The sequence below is a fragment of the Scandinavium lactucae genome, from assembly GCF_033843265.1.
GTDB classification, from domain to species: domain Bacteria; phylum Pseudomonadota; class Gammaproteobacteria; order Enterobacterales; family Enterobacteriaceae; genus Scandinavium; species Scandinavium lactucae.
The window spans coordinates 213,027-228,971 of record NZ_JAWXRD010000027.1; the positions used below are offsets into that span (position 1 = coordinate 213,027).

A 15,945-nucleotide genomic window follows, 5' to 3' on the forward strand; every position below is an offset into this window, starting at 1 on the left:
GACCATATTACCGGGTTTTATCTCGACAATGAAAGGCAAAAAATGTGTAGGGTGGGTTTTAGCGAATGTTTCTGGAAATAAGAATGTACAACCCGTGGAAAGAACCACAAAACAGGGAGATACAACAACCCTATTTTTAAACACCTATTTTCAAAAATTTCTCTAAAGCAGCGCATTTTGCACAAATGATAAATACGATTGCAAAAATGTAACAATAATTAACCGAGCGAGAACCTGAGTTAAACAAATAAGCCTTCGGACGTTTCTCGAGCACCGATAATTAGCCGTAAGCACCTCTTACCAGAGGAGAAAAAACAGGCACTCCCGTTTTTGATATCCCTTGTGGTATACTGCGCGACCTTTACAGTACACCCCGCGCATGCGCACTGAAATCTTTTACGAGGAAATAGATGAGTACTCCTGAACTTTCCACTGCTGAAAATAATCAACAATTGACCCAGGAAGTTTCTTGCCTGAAAGCGTTACTGGCGCTGATGCTGCAAGCCATGGGTCAGGCAGACGCAGGACGCGTGATTCTTAAAATGGAAAAACAGATCACGCAGATGGAAGATGAAGCTCAGGCAGCCGCTTTTTCCAGCACTGTTCAGCAGATTAAACAAGCTTACCGTCAGTAATTGCAGGCGGCTGCGATTCGCAATGCATCGCAGCCGTTTTTGCGTCTGGCACGCAGAACGTCTTAAGTTGTCAAATTATCCCAATCGCGGCGGCATAACAGGCAATCTGGGTTTTGTTAGGCGCATTAAATTTCTTCTGCATATTCTTCTGATGAAAATTCACGGTATTTTCAGATATCGACAAGATTATCGATATTTCCGCTGAGGTTTTCCCTTCCGCCGTCCACTTCAGAATTTCCAGTTCGCGCTTGCTGAATTTCATTGGCTGCGCCATGACCATCGTATCTTCCAGGCGTAGCAGCGTGGCAAGACTTAACTCCATCAGGGTTTGCAGCCGCAGTTCGGTTTCATCCTCTGACAAGGGATTGGCCTGATTGCTTTCCCGCGACACCGATAAAAAACCGAGTGCGCGGTTTGGCAGCATCAGCGACTGCGTAATCCCCCGACGCAGACCGTGATCGCGCGCGGCATCCCAAAACGCCTGGGTTTCACTGAATAAGCTTTCACTCCATGGCAAATGGCCGTTGCGGTAATTTTCCGCTTTCAACACCGGGTCGATCGCAAAATAATTTTCCGCCTGGTAATGGTCCATCCACGCTTTCGGATAGGTGGTGTGCAGGGAGAGTTTGGGCCGGGTGAAGGGAACCGGATGACGCACACAGAGCGCGAACCAGTCATATTCCAGCGAGTGAGTCTGCTGTTGCAAAATGGCATAGACCTGGTCTGATGCCGTGGCAGCATGAAATTGCTGCGAAATGTCCTTGCGCCAATGGAAAAAATCGAAATCCCTCATATCTGAAGCGAAAACTCCCTGAGTAATTATCATTCGTATGAATACTTCAAACTAACACATAAATCTTATTTATATATATGAAATATCGTGGAATGCGGAATTATTCTGAGATGGCCTGAGGTCATCAGGCCATTGGGGATTACTGCATGAGGAATTTTTCGAGGAACTGGCGGGTACGCGGCTGCTGCGGATTAGAAAACAGGGCTTTGGCTTCGCCCTGCTCCACGATGCGGCCCTGATCCATAAAGATGGCCCGGTCAGCCACGTCTCGGGCAAAGCTCATCTCGTGGGTCACAATCACCATCGTGCGTTTCTCCAGCGCCAGCTGTCGAATGGTGCTCAGCACCTCGCCGACCAGTTCAGGATCCAGCGCCGAAGTCGGCTCATCAAATAAAATCACGTCCGGACGCATCGCCAGCGCACGGGCAATCGCCACACGCTGCTGCTGTCCGCCGGATAACCGTCGCGGATAGCTGGTTTCTTTCCCCGCTAGCCCCACTTTTGCCAACAGTTCGCGGGCGCGAGTGGCGGCTTCGCTTTTGTTCTCACCTTTGACAATCACCGGCCCTTCAATAATATTCTCCAGCACCGTGCGGTGGGGGAACAGGTTGAAGCTTTGGAACACAAAACCCACATGCTGGCGCAGAGTACGGATAAGCCCTTTCTGCTGGCTCAGCGGGCGGGCAGCATCAATGGTAATGTCGCCGACACGAATAGTGCCACTTTCCGGTTGTTCGAGCAGGTTAATGCTACGCAGAAGCGTGGTTTTCCCCGAGCCGCTCGGCCCGATAATCGCCACCACTTCGCCCTCTTTCACCTCCAGACTGATACCGTGCAGCACCGTCTGGCCGTGGAATTTCTTCACCAGGTTTTTAACGTCGATAGCACTCATTTCGGATCACGCTCCTGGCGGTTCAGCTGGTTTTCGAAATAGTTTTGCAGAGCGGAGAGCACCGTCGCCATCACCCAGTAAATCAGCGACGCTGCCAGATACATGGTGAACACTTCCAGCGTGCGCGAGGTAATCAACTGCGCCTGACGGAACAGCTCCGGCACCTGAATAGTGGCCGCCAGCGATGTGTCTTTCACCAGGCTGATGAAGCTGTTGGATAACGGTGGTAACGCGACGCGTGCCGCCTGCGGCAAAATCGCCCGACGCAGTGTCTGCCACGGGGTCATACCGATACTGGCCGCCGCCTCCCACTGCCCTTTATCAATCGAGGAGATCGCTGCGCGCAGGGTTTCGGAAGTGTACGCCGCGGTGTTGAGCGACAAACCAATCATTGCCGCCGGGATCGGATCCAGCTCAATGCCAAACTGCGGCAGGCCGTAGTAGATCATAAACAGCTGGGCGATAAGCGGTGTACCGCGGAAAATTGAGGTGTAAAAGCGCGCCAGCCAGCGCACCGGTGCGATCGTCGACATGCGCATCAGCGCCAGTAAAAACCCGAGAACCAGACCGAAGAACATCCCGCCGATGCTGAGCTGTAAGGTAAAAACAGCCCCTTTCAGCAGATACGGCAGCGAGTCGATAACCAGTTGGATACTTTCTTGCATTGTGTCTTCTTATTATACGTGTGGATGATAGGCGAACAGCGCCGGAGCACCGCCGGTGTGAACAAACAGAATAGGTCCTTCATCCTTAAAGCGTTTCTGGCTGATGCCGTCGATAAGTCCGGCCATCGCTTTGCCGGTATAGACCGGATCCAACAATATGCCTTCGAGACGCGCCAGCAGTTTCACCGCTTCCATACCCTCATCGTTCGGCGTGCCATAGCCCGGTGCGAAATAGTCATCCCACAGGGTGATGTCAGCGTTAGCCTGTAGCGCGAGACTTTCCGCCACCGCCTGTTGCAGGGTGACGACTTTCGGTTTCTGGTCGGCGACGCTGCGCGACACGGTCACGCCGATCAGTTCAACATCCGGCATTAACTGTTCTAAGCCCACGGCGAGACCCGCATGGGTTCCCGCACTACCGGAGGCCACCACCACCGAAGAGAGCGATACCGCACCTTCGCACTGCTGGGCAATTTCCAGCGCACTTTCCACATAGCCCAATGCGCCCAACGCGTTCGACCCACCTACCGGAATCACGTAGGGCCGGAAACCCTGTGCCTCTACGCGGGTCGCCAGTTCTTCCAGCTGACGTTTCGGGTCGGTCAGCGCGTCGCACATTTCGATTTGGGCGTTGAAGTAATCCAGCAGCAGGCGATTGCCGTTACTGAGATAGTTTTCTGCTGTGGTGCCGATTGGGTTTTCCAGCAGCGCCACGCAGTGCAGGCCCAGTTTCGCCGCCACCGCCGCCGTCTGGCGCACATGGTTAGACTGAATCGCACCGGCGGTGATCAGCGTGTCTGCGCCTTCGCGTAGTGCATCTGCGGCCAAAAACTCCAGCTTACGCAGTTTGTTGCCGCCCATCGCAATGGGCGTAACGTCGTCGCGTTTCATGAAGATATCGCGCCCCAGATAATCGGACAGACGTGGCAGATACTCCAGCGGCGTCGGTGCGCCAATAAATTCCAGTCTTGGGAAACGTGTGAGATTATGCAGTGACATAGCACCTCCTGATTTTCTTTTTATTATGCACACAGTTGCCCTCGAAAATAAGTCCCCTCGTCCTGACCCGGTTGCCGAGGGGCTTTCCAGCGTGCGAATAGCTTATTTGGATTTGGCCGGTTGCAGACTTACGCCCTCCGCCAGACTAAACCGGACGATGGTTTGATACTCTCCGGCATATCCCATTGGCCAGGTGCAGCGTTTAAACGCCCGGCTGGTATCACGCAGAAAGATTTGCGTCCCTTTAGTATTAATACGCTTCAATTGCCCCATCGCTCCAATGTTCACCTTCAAGGTGACGCGTCCCTCCACGCCCATGGCGCGCGCTTTTTCAGAATAGACAGGCAACTTACAATCACCAAATATTTCCTGCTCTATGGTTAAAGGTTCTGACCTTTCAGGAATCGCTTTCAGGGGCGCTTGGGGCGCTTCCTTTTCTGACGTGATGGCCGGGAGCGATTCTTCTTCCAAAGAGTCAGGAGGGGTCAAGACCGGCGTATCGCTGACTCCTGCGGCTTTAGCCACCGCAGTGGCCTGTGCCGCCTCTGCCAGCGCAGCCGCTTCCACCGCTTTGGCCGCCGCGACAAGTGTTGCGGTTCTCGACACCTCAGCCGCTTTCTCCGCCCGGACTGCCTCTGCAGCCCTTGCGATGGCGGCCGCCCTGTCCGCCTCAGCCCGCAGGGTGCTCTCTTCGAGGCGGATCGCGTCTGCCGCCTTAGCCGCCTGCCCTGCGGCGGCGGCTTTCGCCTCTACGTCTACTTTTGCGGCTTTCGCCGCCTGGGCTGCACTCGTGGCGTTGGTTTTCGCGTCTGCAACGCGTTGCGCCACCTGTTCATTTTCGGCAACGGCGGCCTGGGTCGCCTCAGATGCTGACGTTGCAGCGGCCACTTTCATTTCCGCGCTGGCTTTCGCGGTTTCGGCCAGCTCGGCCGCCCTCGCAGCTTCTGTGGCTTTAGCCGCCGCAACAGCGATGGCTTCGCGGGCTTCTTGCTCGGCTTTGGCGGCCTCTTTCGCGCTGGCGACTTCAGTGGCTTTTGCTGTCTTTACGATTTGAGCGGCTTTCGTGGCGGCGGTCATGTTTTCTGATAGGGCCGCTTTTGCGGCTTTTGCCGCCTCGGCGGTACTTGCGGCCTGCGTTTCGGCCTCTGTTAGTGCGCTGGACGCATTCACTTTTGTGGTTTCTGCTTTAGCCGCTTCCTGAGCAGCAGCCAGCGCCGCCGTCACCTGTGCATTTTCGACCGCTTTAGCCGCTTCGGCTTCTCTTGCCGCCTCCTCAGCCAGTGCCGTAAGGGTATCGTTAATCGCGGTAGCCTCATTGGCAGCTTCTGTCGCCTTGTTCGCTTCTGCAACTTTAGCCACTTTGGCGACTAATGCGGCTTCTGTGGCCTTTGCCGCTTCTGCTACCTTGGTTTCTTCCAGCGCTTTAGCGGCTTGCGCGGCCCTGTCCGCCTCTTCCGCTGCCGCAAGGGCGCTCTGCGCGACACGGTCTGCGGCAGCAACGTCCTCGGCGGCTTTGGCAGCCTGGGCTATTTTTTCCGCCTCTGCCGCTTTCGCCGCTTCTGTGGCCTGTTTGGCTTTTTCGGCATCATTCGCTTTGGCAACTTTGGTCGCCTCTGCCGCCTTAACGGCTTTCGAGACTTTAGCCGCTTCTTTGGCGGTCGCGGCCTCAACGGCTTTTGCAGCATGTTCTGCTTTCGCGATTTTTGCCTCCATGGCAGCCTGCGCCGCCTTCAGCGTTTTCGCCGCTTTAACGGCTTCGGCATCGCTTGCGGTTTGAATGGCTTTTGCTCTCTTCGCGGCCTTAACGGCGTCGGCGGCTTTTGCTGCCAACATGGCCTGAGCCGCTTCCGCTTCCCGGGCCATTTCTGCCGTTTTCACCACCTCATTTATATTTACGGACTGTGCGTCAGGCGCATTCTCAACGACATTATCCGTGTGATTTGTTATCGGCGAGGTGGTTTCTGGCGGGGCCCGGTAGGGTGTAATAACCGGCGTCTCTTGTGCTGGCATGGGGATCACCGGGACGGAATGGGTGGCAGCAGTCGTGCCGGAAATAACGAGTATTCCCGTCAAAATGATATTTATCGGTTTCAATTTATTATTCCCTCAATTGACTATCCCGCTATTATCATGAACTCCCGCGGTTTAACATTGATCGCGCGCATTGAGGGTAAAGGCTATTTTGCCTATTTTATCATGCAGTTATAAATATTTTGTATTGATTCGAGGTGCGGTATTCACTGAATAATTCATTCGCCATGACCGTCGGCCAGGTAAATGGTGTAACCTGAAAAAGTAAAAAGTCCCGATCTGCCGACCGGGACTTTTTATTTAATTTGGGGCGTTCGATAACGCCCATAAGTAATAACCGTTTATTGCGTAACGTCAGCGCCGAACCATTTCTCGGAAAGCGCTTTCAGGCTGCCGTCTTTCTGCATCCCGGCAATCGCGCCGTCGATAGCTTTCAGCAGGTCTTCATTGCCTTTACGCAGCGCCACACCGGACTCCTGACGAGAGAAGGCTTCGCCGGTGACGGCCAGGGTATTGCCGGTTTTCTTCACCAGATCCAGCGCCGCCAGGCGGTCAACCAGAATCGCATCGATACGGCCAACGCGCAGATCCTGGTATTTGGTCGGGTCGTCATCATAGGTACGCACGTCCACGCCCTGCACGTTCTGGCGCAGCCACTCTTCGTAGTTGGTGCCCAGACCGACGCCGACTTTCTTACCTTTCAGATCAGCCGCCGTTTTGATCGTCCCTTCGTTGCCTTTCTTCACCAGCGCCTGAATACCGGACACGGTGTACGGCGTGGAGAAGTCATACTTCTTCTTACGCACGTCAGAAATGGTCACCTGGTTAATCACCACGTCGATACGTTTGGAATCCAGCGAGGCCAGCATCCCGTCCCATTTGGTCGGTTTCAGGTCTGCTTTCACACCCAGATGCTTAGCCAGCTCCTGCGCGAACTCCACTTCGAATCCTGTCAGTTTGCCGTCATCGCCCTGGAAGCTGAATGGCGGATAAGTGCCTTCCAGCCCGACCCGCAGTGAACCGCGCTCTTTAACCTGGTTCAGCAGATTTTCTGCGGCGAACGTTTTCACGCTTGCACCCGCAACCAGCGCCACGGCCATCAATCCCATCAGAGCCTGACGGCCCATAAATGCTATTTTCATTCTTCCCCCGAAAATTCGAATTTTTTTGCAGTGTAAGGCGTTTGGGAAAAACAGCTAATACCCGTGCGCTATATGCCATTCAAATTTAATATATATCAGAGGTTGCCTGAGACGCGAACTTCTGCGTTTCCAGCACCGGGCGCAGGCCTTTAAACTGCGAATACTTGCGCAGGGCGATGCGATAATTATTGGTGCTGGTCCGTGGCAGCCACTGTGCGAGCGCGTCGTCGAGTTCGCCGTTTAATAAATCACGGTCGATTTTCAATTCGCTAAGATGGTTGCCCAGCCGACGCAGGCGCACGACATATTCGCGCACGGTGCCGGGACTCATATCGGTTTGCTCGAAAAGGTATTGTTTAAAGCCGAGGATATCGAAGAAGTCGCTCTGCTCCTTGCAGTGCAGATCGCCGCAGAAACGGCACAGCGCAACCCAGTCAAGGCGCTCCTGCAACCAGTCGGCTTCATCCATCAGCGTATCAAGGCGGGAAATGGCGATTTTGTTGACGATTTCGCCCCGACGCACCAGCGTAATGCGATCGAGTATTTTATGGCAGTGGGCGCAATGCGTCTGGCTGTGTTTAAAGTCTTTAAGATAGCGGCTTAAAGGCCGTCTTTTTACTTGCTGCACCGTCATGATAACTCCTGGTAGTCAATGCTATATGCGGCATTTCTCCAGGCATGACAGCTTAACCGCCTTCCTGGTACCGACCCAGTTTTGTACGCAGCCGCTTGATAGCCTGGCTGTGAAGCTGGCTGACGCGTGACTCCCCCACTTCCAGCACCGCACCAATCTCTTTCAGATTGAGCTCTTCCTGGTAGTAAAGCGTCAGCACCAGTTGCTCGCGTTCCGGTAAGGCTTCAATCGCCTCCATCACGCGCTGGCGCAGGTTGCCCTCCATCAGCTGATGGAGCGGGTTCTCCTGCTGGTTCTCTTCAGTCACCAACTCGATACTGTCGCCGTGCTCTTCCCGCCACTCGTCGTAGGAGAAAAGCTGGCTGTTATTGGTATCCAGCAGCATCTGTCGATACTCTTCCACAGCAATACCAAGACGCTGAGCGACCTCTGTTTCCGTCGCGTTACGTCCCAGTTCCTGTTCCAGCTGACCCATCGCCTGCGCGACTTCACGGGCATTACGGCGCACGCTTCGCGGCACCCAATCCCGGCTGCGCAATTCATCCAGCATCGCGCCACGTATGCGTTGGACTGCATAGGTGGTAAATGCTGTGCCTTGCAGAGCATCGTAACGTTCGACGGCATTCAACAACCCAATGCCGCCCGCCTGAAGCAGATCGTCCAGTTCTACGCTCGCGGGCAGGCGCACCTGAAGGCGCAATGCTTCGTGTCGCACCAGAGGTACATAACGCTGCCACAGCGAGTGTTTATCCATTACACCTTCAGCGGTATAGAGTGAATTCACGATAAACAGCCCTGCAATAGTTGAGTTATCGGCATGATTATCCGTTTCTGGAGGGGTTTTAATCGACGGAATAGTGGCTAAAAGGGGGGGTTATTTGGGGAGTTAAGTCAAACGCTAAAACAGAAAAACCCTGCCGAGGCAGGGTTTGTTCGCATAATCAGGATTAGCCCTGCAGCAGAGACAGAACCTGCTGTGGAACCTGGTTTGCTTTAGACAGCACGGAGTTACCGGCCTGCTGGATGATCTGCGCTTTAGACATGTTCGACACTTCGGTCGCATAGTCGGCGTCCTGAATACGGGACTGCGCTTCAGACAGGTTGGTGGTGGTGTTGTTCAGGTTGGTGATGGCAGAGTCCAGACGGTTCTGCACCGCACCCAGTGAAGAACGGAACTTATCAACGGATGCGATAGCTTTGTCCAGCAGAGCCAGTGGATCTGCAGTGGAAGCACCTGCAAATTCAGCAGTTGGAGCACGGGTAGCACCGCCATCTGAAAGCTCAATACCTGTCGTATCAACAGTAGTCGTTGGTGCTGTTGATACTTTAGTGTTGGCCATTGCAGTAGGGTCAACACTAAAGTTTTTACCCTGAACGGTAACAAAACCAGTCACGACACCTTTGTCATCAGTACCCACTTTAATTGGCTGAGCCGCCATAGATGCGCCGTCAGCCGCAATACCATTAACCGCATCGCCGTAGGTCACTTTAGTGGTGTTCAGCGCAACTTTACCTGCGTCAGCACCAGTATCGCCAACAGAAACAGAGTAAGAGTCGTTGCCAGATTGAACAACATACTGGCTGGTGCCGGTCACGTTGTGCAGAGTCAGCGTGCTTGCATCCACACCCAGCGCAGTCGCAACACCTTTCAGATCAACATCTTTCGGTGTATTAGAAGCCGTGTCAGTAATCTGAGTTACTGCAGCACCCACTTTCAGGGAACCCTTGGCAACGGAGAAACCGTTCAGACCCAGAGTAGAAGAGTCGATCTGCTGCAGGTCAATGTCGATGGTCTGGCCATCGTTGGCACCAACCTGGATAGACATGGTGCCGTTTTTAGCCAGCACGTTCACGCCGTTGAACTGAGTCTGGCCGGATACGCGGTCAATTTCAGACAGACGGGATTTGATTTCGTCCTGGATTGAAGACAGGTCGGAATCGGAGTTGGTGCCAGTGGTTGCCTGAACGGTCAGCTCACGAACACGCTGCAAGTTGTTGTTGATTTCAGACAGTGCGCCTTCCGCGGTCTGCGCCAGGGAGATACCGTCGTTGGCGTTACGTGCCGCCTGAGTCAGACCTTTGATGTTAGAGGTGAAGCGGTTCGCAATCGCCTGGCCAGCCGCATCGTCTTTCGCGCTGTTGATACGCAGACCGGAAGACAGACGCTCAATGGAAGTCGACAGAGCAGACTGGTTTTTGTTGATGTTGTTCTGAGTGATCAGCGAGAGGCTGTTGGTATTGATGACTTGTGCCATGATTTCGATTCCTGTGTTTCAAGTCTGTGGTTACGGTTTGGGCTTCCACCCGTCGGCTCAATCGCCGTCATTGTGGTTATCGTCGCCACCCCACTAACCTTTAGATTTTTTTTCACACTTTTTTCTCAAACACAGAATTAATTGCTTAGCCGTCGAAATAGTCCGCCCTGTTGCCTTTATTCCCGCCATTAAAAAAAGAAAATTAACCGTAAACTTTGCGCCAATCCCGCCGATAACCCCGGTATTCAATCTACATGTCGCTACATTAAGGAATAAGTATGGCAAGTATTTCTACGCTGGGAGTTGGGTCGGGTCTGGAATTAAGCACCATTCTCGATAACCTTGAAGCCGCTGAAAAAGCCGGGCTGAAACCTATCTCTACGCAGCAGTCGTCTTACACCGCGAAACTGAGCGCGTACGGAACATTAAAAAGCGCGCTGGTCTCGTTCCAGACGGCAAATACCGCGCTGAATAAAGCCGATTTGTTTACCGCCACCACCACCAGCAGCAGCTCATCTGCCTTTAGCGCCACCACCACCGGGGATGCGATTGCCGGGAAATATACTATCAGCGTGACGCAGCTGGCGCAGGCGCAAACCCTGACCACCAAAAACACCCAGCCCGACAGCAAAACGGCGATTGCGACCTCCGACAGCAAGATAACCATTCAACAAGGTGGTGGGAAGAAGCCCGTTACTATCGATATCTCGGCTGCGAACTCCTCATTGAGCGGCATTCGCGATGCAATTAACAAATCCGATTCAGGCGTCAGCGCCAGTATCATTAACGTCGGGAACGGTCAGTATCGTCTGTCCGTCACCGCCAATGATACCGGCTCTGATAATGCGATGAGCATCAGCGTAAGCGGTGACAGCGCCCTGCAAAGCTTTATGGGTTATGACGCCGCCGGTACTGGCAATGGAATGGAAGAAAGCGTTACCGCGCAGAATGCCAAACTCAAAGTTAACAATGTCGATATTGAGAACAGCAGCAACACCATCAGCGACGCGCTCGAAGACATCACCCTGAACCTGAATGACACCACCTCCGGCAACCAGACGCTAACTATCTCGAAAGATAATACCAAGTCTGAAACGGCAATTAACGCGTGGGTCACGGCCTATAACGCCTTGCAGGATACCTTTGCCTCACTGACCAAATACACCGCGGTCGACGCGGGTACCGATGCGCAGGATACCAGCAACGGTGCTCTGCTCGGTGACAGTACCCTGCGGACCATTCAAACCCAGCTGAAAAGCATGTTGTCCAGCGCCACCGGCAGCTCTGCCTATAAAACCCTGGCGCAGATTGGTATCACCTCTGATCCGAGCACCGGCAAATTAACCGTCGATAGCACCAAGCTGGAAACGGCGCTGAAAACCAATTCAGCCGACATCAAAGACATGTTCGTTGGCGACGGTAAAAAAACCGGCATCACCACCACCATGGGTACCAACCTGACCAGCTGGCTTTCCAGCACCGGGATCATTCAGGCGGCCACCGATGGGGTGAGTAAAACCCTGAACAACCTGACGACCCAATACAACGCCGCCAGCGATCGGATCGATACCCTGATGGCACGTTACAAAGCCCAGTTTACCCAGTTGGACGTCCTGATGAACTCGCTGAACTCCACCAGCAGCTATCTGACGCAGCAGTTCGAATCGTCCTCCAGCAGCAAAAACTAATTAATCACGCTCAGGAGCTAACATGTACGGCGCAAAAGGCACACAGGCCTACGCAAAAATCGGAGTCGAAAGCGCAGTAATGAGCGCCAGCCAGCAGCAGCTGGTGACCCTGTTGTTTGATGGTGCACTCAGCGCGCTGGTGCGCGCGCGCCTGTTTATGCAGGACAATAACGTGGAGGGGAAAGGCCTTTCCCTCTCAAAAGCCATCAACATCATCGAAAACGGGCTCAAAGTCGGCCTTGATGAAAAAAGTGATGATGAGCTCACGCAAAACCTGATTGCTCTGTACGCCTATATGGTAAGGCGTCTCCTGCAGGCCAATCTGCGTAACGAGATTTCTGCCGTTGAAGAGGTGGAATCTTTGCTGCGCGACATCGCCGATGCCTGGAAGGAAGTTGCCACCTCGCCCACTCTGATTCAGGACGCCGTCTAATGAGTACCGCACCGTACCTGTATAGCCTGTACCAGCAGCTGCTTGACCAAAGCCTTGTCATGCTGCGACTCGCCTCTGAAGGACAGTGGGATGAGTTGATCGCCTGTGAAATGGATTATGTCAGTGCGGTGCAAAAACTGGCAGAACTCACGCAAAAAACGGAACCGTCAACGGTGACTCAGGAGCAGTTGCGTCCGGTGCTGCGGGCCATTCTGGAGAATGAAACCGCGGTCAAACGCCTGCTACAGGCGCGAATGGATGAACTGGCCAAACTGGTGGGCCAGTCAAATATTCAGAAATCCGTGCTGACCACCTACGGTAAACAGGGTGGACACATCCTGGTCCCACAGGAAACAGAAATCCGCGATACCCCGACCAACTGAATTGCTGGCGCGCATCGCGCGCCAGGCGTTTTTCCGCTTCGTACTCCATACTAGAGTCTCTTTCCTCGCTGGAGTCTGAGTATGCGCAATCCAACCCTGTTGCAATGTTTTCACTGGTACTACCCCACTGGCGGTGAATTGTGGCGAGAGGTCGAAGCGCTTGCGCCCAATCTGAACGAAATTGGCGTGAACATGATCTGGCTGCCTCCGGCCTACAAAGGCGCATCGGGCGGCTATTCCGTCGGCTATGACAGCTATGATCTGTTCGATCTGGGTGAATTTAATCAAAAGGGATCGGTGGCCACTAAATATGGTGATAAAGCCCAACTGCTGGCGGCCATCGACGCGCTGAAGAAAAATGAGATCGCGGTACTGCTCGACGTAGTCGTGAACCACAAAATGGGTGCTGATGAAAAAGAACGCATCCGCGTGCAGCGCGTGAACGAACAGGACCGCACGCAGATCGACGATGAAGTCATCGAATGTGATGCCTGGACCAAATACCACTTCCCGGTTCGCGCGGGACAATATTCGCAGTTTGTCTGGGACTATAAGTGCTTTAGCGGCATCGACCACATCGAAAATCCCAATGAAGACGGCGTCTTCAAAGTAGTGAACGATTATACCGGCGAAGGCTGGAACGATCAGGTCGATGATGAGATGGGTAACTTCGATTACCTGATGGGCGAAAACATCGACTTCCGCAATCATGCGGTGACCGAGGAGCTGAAATACTGGGCGCGCTGGGTGATGGAACAAACCCAATGCGACGGTTTTCGCCTCGATGCGGTCAAACATATCCCGGCGTGGTTCTACAAAGAGTGGATTGAGCACGTTCAGGAAGTGGCACCGAAACCGTTATTTATCGTCGCCGAATACTGGTCACATGAAGTCGATAAACTGCAGCAGTATATCGAACAGGTCGACGGCCAAACTCTGCTGTTTGACGCCCCGTTGCAAATGAAATTCCACGAAGCGTCACGCCTGGGTCGCGATTACGACATGAGCCAGATTTTCACCGGCACGCTGGTGGAAGCCGATCCGTTTCATGCCATGACGCTGGTGACCAACCACGACACCCAGCCGTTGCAGGCGCTGGAAGCCCCGGTTGAACCCTGGTTTAAACCGCTGGCCTATGCGCTGATTTTGCTGCGTGAGAATGGCGTTCCGACGGTGTTTTACGCCGATCTGTTCGGCGCGGTCTATGAAGATACCGGCGGGGACGGCAACACCTACAAAATCGAGATGCCGGTGATTGAGCAGTTACACGAACTGATCGACGCCCGTCAGCGCTTCGCCCACGGGGTACAAACCCTCTATTTCGATCACCCCAACTGCATCGCCTTCAGCCGCAGCGGCACCGATGAGGCACCCGGTTGCGTGGTGGTACTGTCCAACGGCGACGACGGCGAAAAAACGCTCACACTGGGCGATAATTACGGCAATAAGCGCTGGAAAGACTTTCTCAATAACCGCGAAGAAATTGTCGAAACCGATGCCCAGGGCAACGGGGTATTTACCTGTCCAGGCGGCAGCGTCAGCGTATGGGTGATGGAGGATGTGCTATAAAGCGCGAACCCCGGCGGCGCGATGCCTGCCGGGACGATATTCAATGCGGTAAGTTATGGCAGAGGTGACAGCAGCGGATTCTTTTGCAGGTAATCCGCACATTCCTGCGTCGGCCTGTCAACGCGCTTTAGGGTCATGCGATCGTAATCGAGACGCCCGTCGTCACGGTCGATTTCATATATCTCTTTTCTAACGGTGACGTTGTAGTAGTCGTCACCCCGCAGCATCAGCTTGCCTGGGCGCGCGATAACGCGTTGCCACTGGCGGCAATCCAGGGTATCGACCTCTTTGGTGATAACCAGGGTGGCTATCGCTTCCGGACTCACCATCGCACTCTGCGGGCCTTCCGACTGCCAGTAACCAGCCAGATCGGCCGGAGCGGGCGCTTTCACCACACCGCTATAGTTATCCACCTGCACGCATCCGCTCAATGCCAGCAGTGCGCCGAGAATCGCAATCTTTTTCATCACCTATCCTGAAAACCGTGAAAAAAATATTGTGGCATTAAAGCGTTAAGGCTTCCAGCCTTTACTTCGGCGCGGGCCGTTAGGATGCGTAAGAGGATCTCGAAGATCTTTACTATGAAGTGGAACTTGCTTCGGTCAATCGTCTCACGTTGTTTAAGGCAGTACAGTTTTTTGGACAGATTCATACTATAATCGCGTAAACTAAGACTCTTTTTCAGCATTCTAACTTTCACATTACAAAATCCGAATGTTACACTATCTAAAAAGTGAACTGATCACTCCACTCTTTTGGAACACAAATGAAAAATAGCAACATACAATTATTACGTGGAATTTCAATTTTGTTGGTTATTTTTACACATTTAGGAGTGTTCATACCAAATAGTAGAACATTTCAATTATTACATTCTTTCTTCGACACATCCATTGGTGTTGATCTTTTCTTTATCATTTCAGGATACCTAATGGGGGAAACATTCCTCAAGGCAATTCATAACAAAGCATTATCAAGTGAAGATGCCATTATATTTTATAAAAAAAGGATCCTGAGGCTCTATTCCCCTTGTTTTTTTTGGGCTACCCTCATCCTTTTGTTTAGCTGGATATGGCTTGACCTGAAATATTTCAAAGAATTCAGACAAATTCTTGGTGTTTTTTTCGGAGCTATTACGTTCACAGGTAATTTTTACAATGCCACACACCCTACAGTTTTTGGTTATTTTTGGTCGCTGGGTGTCGAAATGCAATTCTACATCCTACTTCCTCTACTTGTCGCACTGACCGTACGTCACAGATGGTTTCCGTGCCTTATTCTTTTGCTCGCTTTTACTGCTGTACCTGGAGGGATAAAAACATGGTGGATGTTTAGAGCAAATGGGTTATTTATTGGTTTATTACTGTGGTTCTTCACTCAAACCACATCGTGTGATAGTATCACAAAAAAACTCAATCAGTTTCCGATAATTGTCGTAACAACAATCTTCAGCCTTGCAATTTTTTCCGCATGCTATCTTTCCTATCCATATAAAATATTTGGTGGAGTAGCGCATACAATCATCGCATTGATTTTGGCATTAGCTTTTTTTAGCGTCACATTTTATGAAAAGCCTGTACTAGGCCCTTTCAGTAAGCCACTGGAAGCCCTTGGGGATATATCCTTCTCGCTTTATTTATGTCATTTACCCATTTTCCTGATGACGAAGTACCTGTTACTTGATCATATAACAAATCATTATTTTATTGCAGCAATGGGTATTCTCATGGCAATTATTTCTGCGTGCCTAAGCTATAGATTCTTAGAAAGAAGATCACAAAAAATACGGCACAACCAGATTGAACCGTATCGTTAACCTTGGGGAT

General features: G+C 52.5%; 16 protein-coding genes. 6 read left to right on the top strand and 10 right to left on the bottom strand.

Annotated elements, in window-relative coordinates:
- The first annotated feature begins 410 nt into the window (after window positions 1-410).
- The gene (locus tag SIK69_RS09035) at window positions 411-635 is read left to right on the top strand and encodes a DUF2594 family protein (RefSeq protein ID WP_319627786.1); all 225 of its coding nucleotides are present in this window, start codon (window positions 411-413) and stop codon (window positions 633-635) included.
- 70 nt (window positions 636-705) lie between these two features.
- On the opposite strand, the gene sdiA is transcribed toward SIK69_RS09035, so the two are convergent.
- The 9 genes from sdiA to SIK69_RS09080 form a co-directional block, all read right to left on the bottom strand.
- Window positions 706-1,428: a quorum-sensing transcriptional regulator SdiA gene (sdiA, locus tag SIK69_RS09040; protein ID WP_319627785.1), complete on the bottom strand. Its 723-nt coding sequence runs from the start codon at window positions 1,426-1,428 to the stop codon at window positions 706-708.
- A 139-nt stretch (window positions 1,429-1,567) separates the two neighbouring features.
- Entirely contained in the window at window positions 1,568-2,320 is a 753-nt protein-coding gene (gene tcyN / locus SIK69_RS09045; protein ID WP_319627784.1) for an L-cystine ABC transporter ATP-binding protein TcyN, read from the bottom strand.
- On the bottom strand, window positions 2,317-2,985 hold the full coding sequence (gene tcyL / locus SIK69_RS09050; protein WP_319627783.1) for a cystine ABC transporter permease: 669 nt from the start codon (window positions 2,983-2,985) through the stop codon (window positions 2,317-2,319). Before tcyL ends, tcyN begins: the two co-directional genes overlap by 4 nt.
- Window positions 2,986-2,997: 12 nt before the next feature.
- Window positions 2,998-3,984 carry a D-cysteine desulfhydrase gene (dcyD, locus tag SIK69_RS09055; protein WP_319627782.1) on the bottom strand — a complete coding sequence of 329 codons (987 nt, stop codon included), beginning with the start codon at window positions 3,982-3,984 and terminating at the stop codon, window positions 2,998-3,000.
- Between the two features lie 102 nt (window positions 3,985-4,086).
- On the bottom strand, window positions 4,087-5,994 hold the full coding sequence (locus SIK69_RS09060) for an energy transducer TonB (RefSeq protein WP_319627781.1): 1,908 nt from the start codon (window positions 5,992-5,994) through the stop codon (window positions 4,087-4,089).
- A gap of 362 nt (window positions 5,995-6,356) precedes the next feature.
- On the bottom strand, window positions 6,357-7,157 hold the full coding sequence (gene tcyJ / locus SIK69_RS09065; RefSeq protein WP_319627780.1) for a cystine ABC transporter substrate-binding protein: 801 nt from the start codon (window positions 7,155-7,157) through the stop codon (window positions 6,357-6,359).
- 85 nt (window positions 7,158-7,242) lie between these two features.
- On the bottom strand, window positions 7,243-7,791 hold the full coding sequence (gene fliZ, locus SIK69_RS09070; RefSeq protein WP_319785940.1) for a flagella biosynthesis regulatory protein FliZ: 549 nt from the start codon (window positions 7,789-7,791) through the stop codon (window positions 7,243-7,245).
- Window positions 7,792-7,843: 52 nt separating this feature from the next.
- Window positions 7,844-8,575, bottom strand: coding sequence for an RNA polymerase sigma factor FliA (locus SIK69_RS09075; protein WP_319627778.1), 732 nt, complete (start codon window positions 8,573-8,575; stop codon window positions 7,844-7,846).
- Window positions 8,576-8,738: 163 nt separating this feature from the next.
- Window positions 8,739-10,046 carry a FliC/FljB family flagellin gene (locus SIK69_RS09080; RefSeq protein WP_319785941.1) on the bottom strand — a complete coding sequence of 436 codons (1,308 nt, stop codon included), beginning with the start codon at window positions 10,044-10,046 and terminating at the stop codon, window positions 8,739-8,741.
- Between the two features lie 278 nt (window positions 10,047-10,324).
- On the opposite strand from SIK69_RS09080, the gene fliD reads away from it, so the two are divergent.
- The 4 genes from fliD (at window position 10,325) to amyA (ending at window position 14,119) form a co-directional block, all read left to right on the top strand.
- On the top strand, window positions 10,325-11,734 hold the full coding sequence (fliD, locus tag SIK69_RS09085) for a flagellar filament capping protein FliD (protein ID WP_319627776.1): 1,410 nt from the start codon (window positions 10,325-10,327) through the stop codon (window positions 11,732-11,734).
- A gap of 22 nt (window positions 11,735-11,756) precedes the next feature.
- A complete protein-coding gene (gene fliS / locus SIK69_RS09090; RefSeq protein ID WP_319627775.1) occupies window positions 11,757-12,167 on the top strand; it encodes a flagellar export chaperone FliS in 411 nt (136 codons plus the stop codon).
- Window positions 12,167-12,550: a flagella biosynthesis regulatory protein FliT gene (fliT, locus tag SIK69_RS09095; protein ID WP_319785942.1), complete on the top strand. Its 384-nt coding sequence runs from the start codon at window positions 12,167-12,169 to the stop codon at window positions 12,548-12,550. The genes fliS and fliT overlap by 1 nt, the downstream gene beginning before the upstream one ends.
- Window positions 12,551-12,631: 81 nt before the next feature.
- Window positions 12,632-14,119, top strand: a complete 1,488-nt coding sequence (amyA, locus tag SIK69_RS09100) for an alpha-amylase (protein WP_319785943.1) — start codon at window positions 12,632-12,634, stop codon at window positions 14,117-14,119.
- Window positions 14,120-14,172: 53 nt separating this feature from the next.
- On the opposite strand, the gene yedD is transcribed toward amyA, so the two are convergent.
- Window positions 14,173-14,586 (bottom strand): lipoprotein YedD, encoded by a 414-nt coding sequence (yedD, locus tag SIK69_RS09105; RefSeq protein ID WP_319785944.1) that lies wholly within the window; start codon window positions 14,584-14,586, stop codon window positions 14,173-14,175.
- Window positions 14,587-14,885: 299 nt separating this feature from the next.
- Between yedD and SIK69_RS09110 the strand changes: the two genes are divergently transcribed.
- On the top strand, window positions 14,886-15,935 hold the full coding sequence (locus SIK69_RS09110; RefSeq protein ID WP_319627771.1) for an acyltransferase family protein: 1,050 nt from the start codon (window positions 14,886-14,888) through the stop codon (window positions 15,933-15,935).
- Window positions 15,936-15,945: the final 10 nt, after the last annotated feature.

Bases quoted from the DNA above. Each gene is read 5' to 3' on its own strand.
- dcyD (WP_319627782.1), bottom strand. From the start codon at position 3,984: ATGTCACTGCATAATCTCACACGTTTCCCAAGACTGGAATTTATTGGC.
- fliT (WP_319785942.1), top strand. From the start codon at position 12,167: ATGAGTACCGCACCGTACCTGTATAGCCTGTACCAGCAGCTGCTTGAC.
- fliD (WP_319627776.1), top strand. From the start codon at position 10,325: ATGGCAAGTATTTCTACGCTGGGAGTTGGGTCGGGTCTGGAATTAAGC.
- fliS (WP_319627775.1), top strand. From the start codon at position 11,757: ATGTACGGCGCAAAAGGCACACAGGCCTACGCAAAAATCGGAGTCGAA.
- SIK69_RS09110 (WP_319627771.1), top strand. From the start codon at position 14,886: ATGAAAAATAGCAACATACAATTATTACGTGGAATTTCAATTTTGTTG.
- tcyL (WP_319627783.1), bottom strand. From the start codon at position 2,985: ATGCAAGAAAGTATCCAACTGGTTATCGACTCGCTGCCGTATCTGCTG.
- fliZ (WP_319785940.1), bottom strand. From the start codon at position 7,791: ATGACGGTGCAGCAAGTAAAAAGACGGCCTTTAAGCCGCTATCTTAAA.
- amyA (WP_319785943.1), top strand. From the start codon at position 12,632: ATGCGCAATCCAACCCTGTTGCAATGTTTTCACTGGTACTACCCCACT.
- yedD (WP_319785944.1), bottom strand. From the start codon at position 14,586: ATGAAAAAGATTGCGATTCTCGGCGCACTGCTGGCATTGAGCGGATGC.
- SIK69_RS09080 (WP_319785941.1), bottom strand. From the start codon at position 10,046: ATGGCACAAGTCATCAATACCAACAGCCTCTCGCTGATCACTCAGAAC.
- SIK69_RS09035 (WP_319627786.1), top strand. From the start codon at position 411: ATGAGTACTCCTGAACTTTCCACTGCTGAAAATAATCAACAATTGACC.
- sdiA (WP_319627785.1), bottom strand. From the start codon at position 1,428: ATGAGGGATTTCGATTTTTTCCATTGGCGCAAGGACATTTCGCAGCAA.
- tcyJ (WP_319627780.1), bottom strand. From the start codon at position 7,157: ATGAAAATAGCATTTATGGGCCGTCAGGCTCTGATGGGATTGATGGCC.
- SIK69_RS09060 (WP_319627781.1), bottom strand. From the start codon at position 5,994: ATGCCAGCACAAGAGACGCCGGTTATTACACCCTACCGGGCCCCGCCA.
- tcyN (WP_319627784.1), bottom strand. From the start codon at position 2,320: ATGAGTGCTATCGACGTTAAAAACCTGGTGAAGAAATTCCACGGCCAG.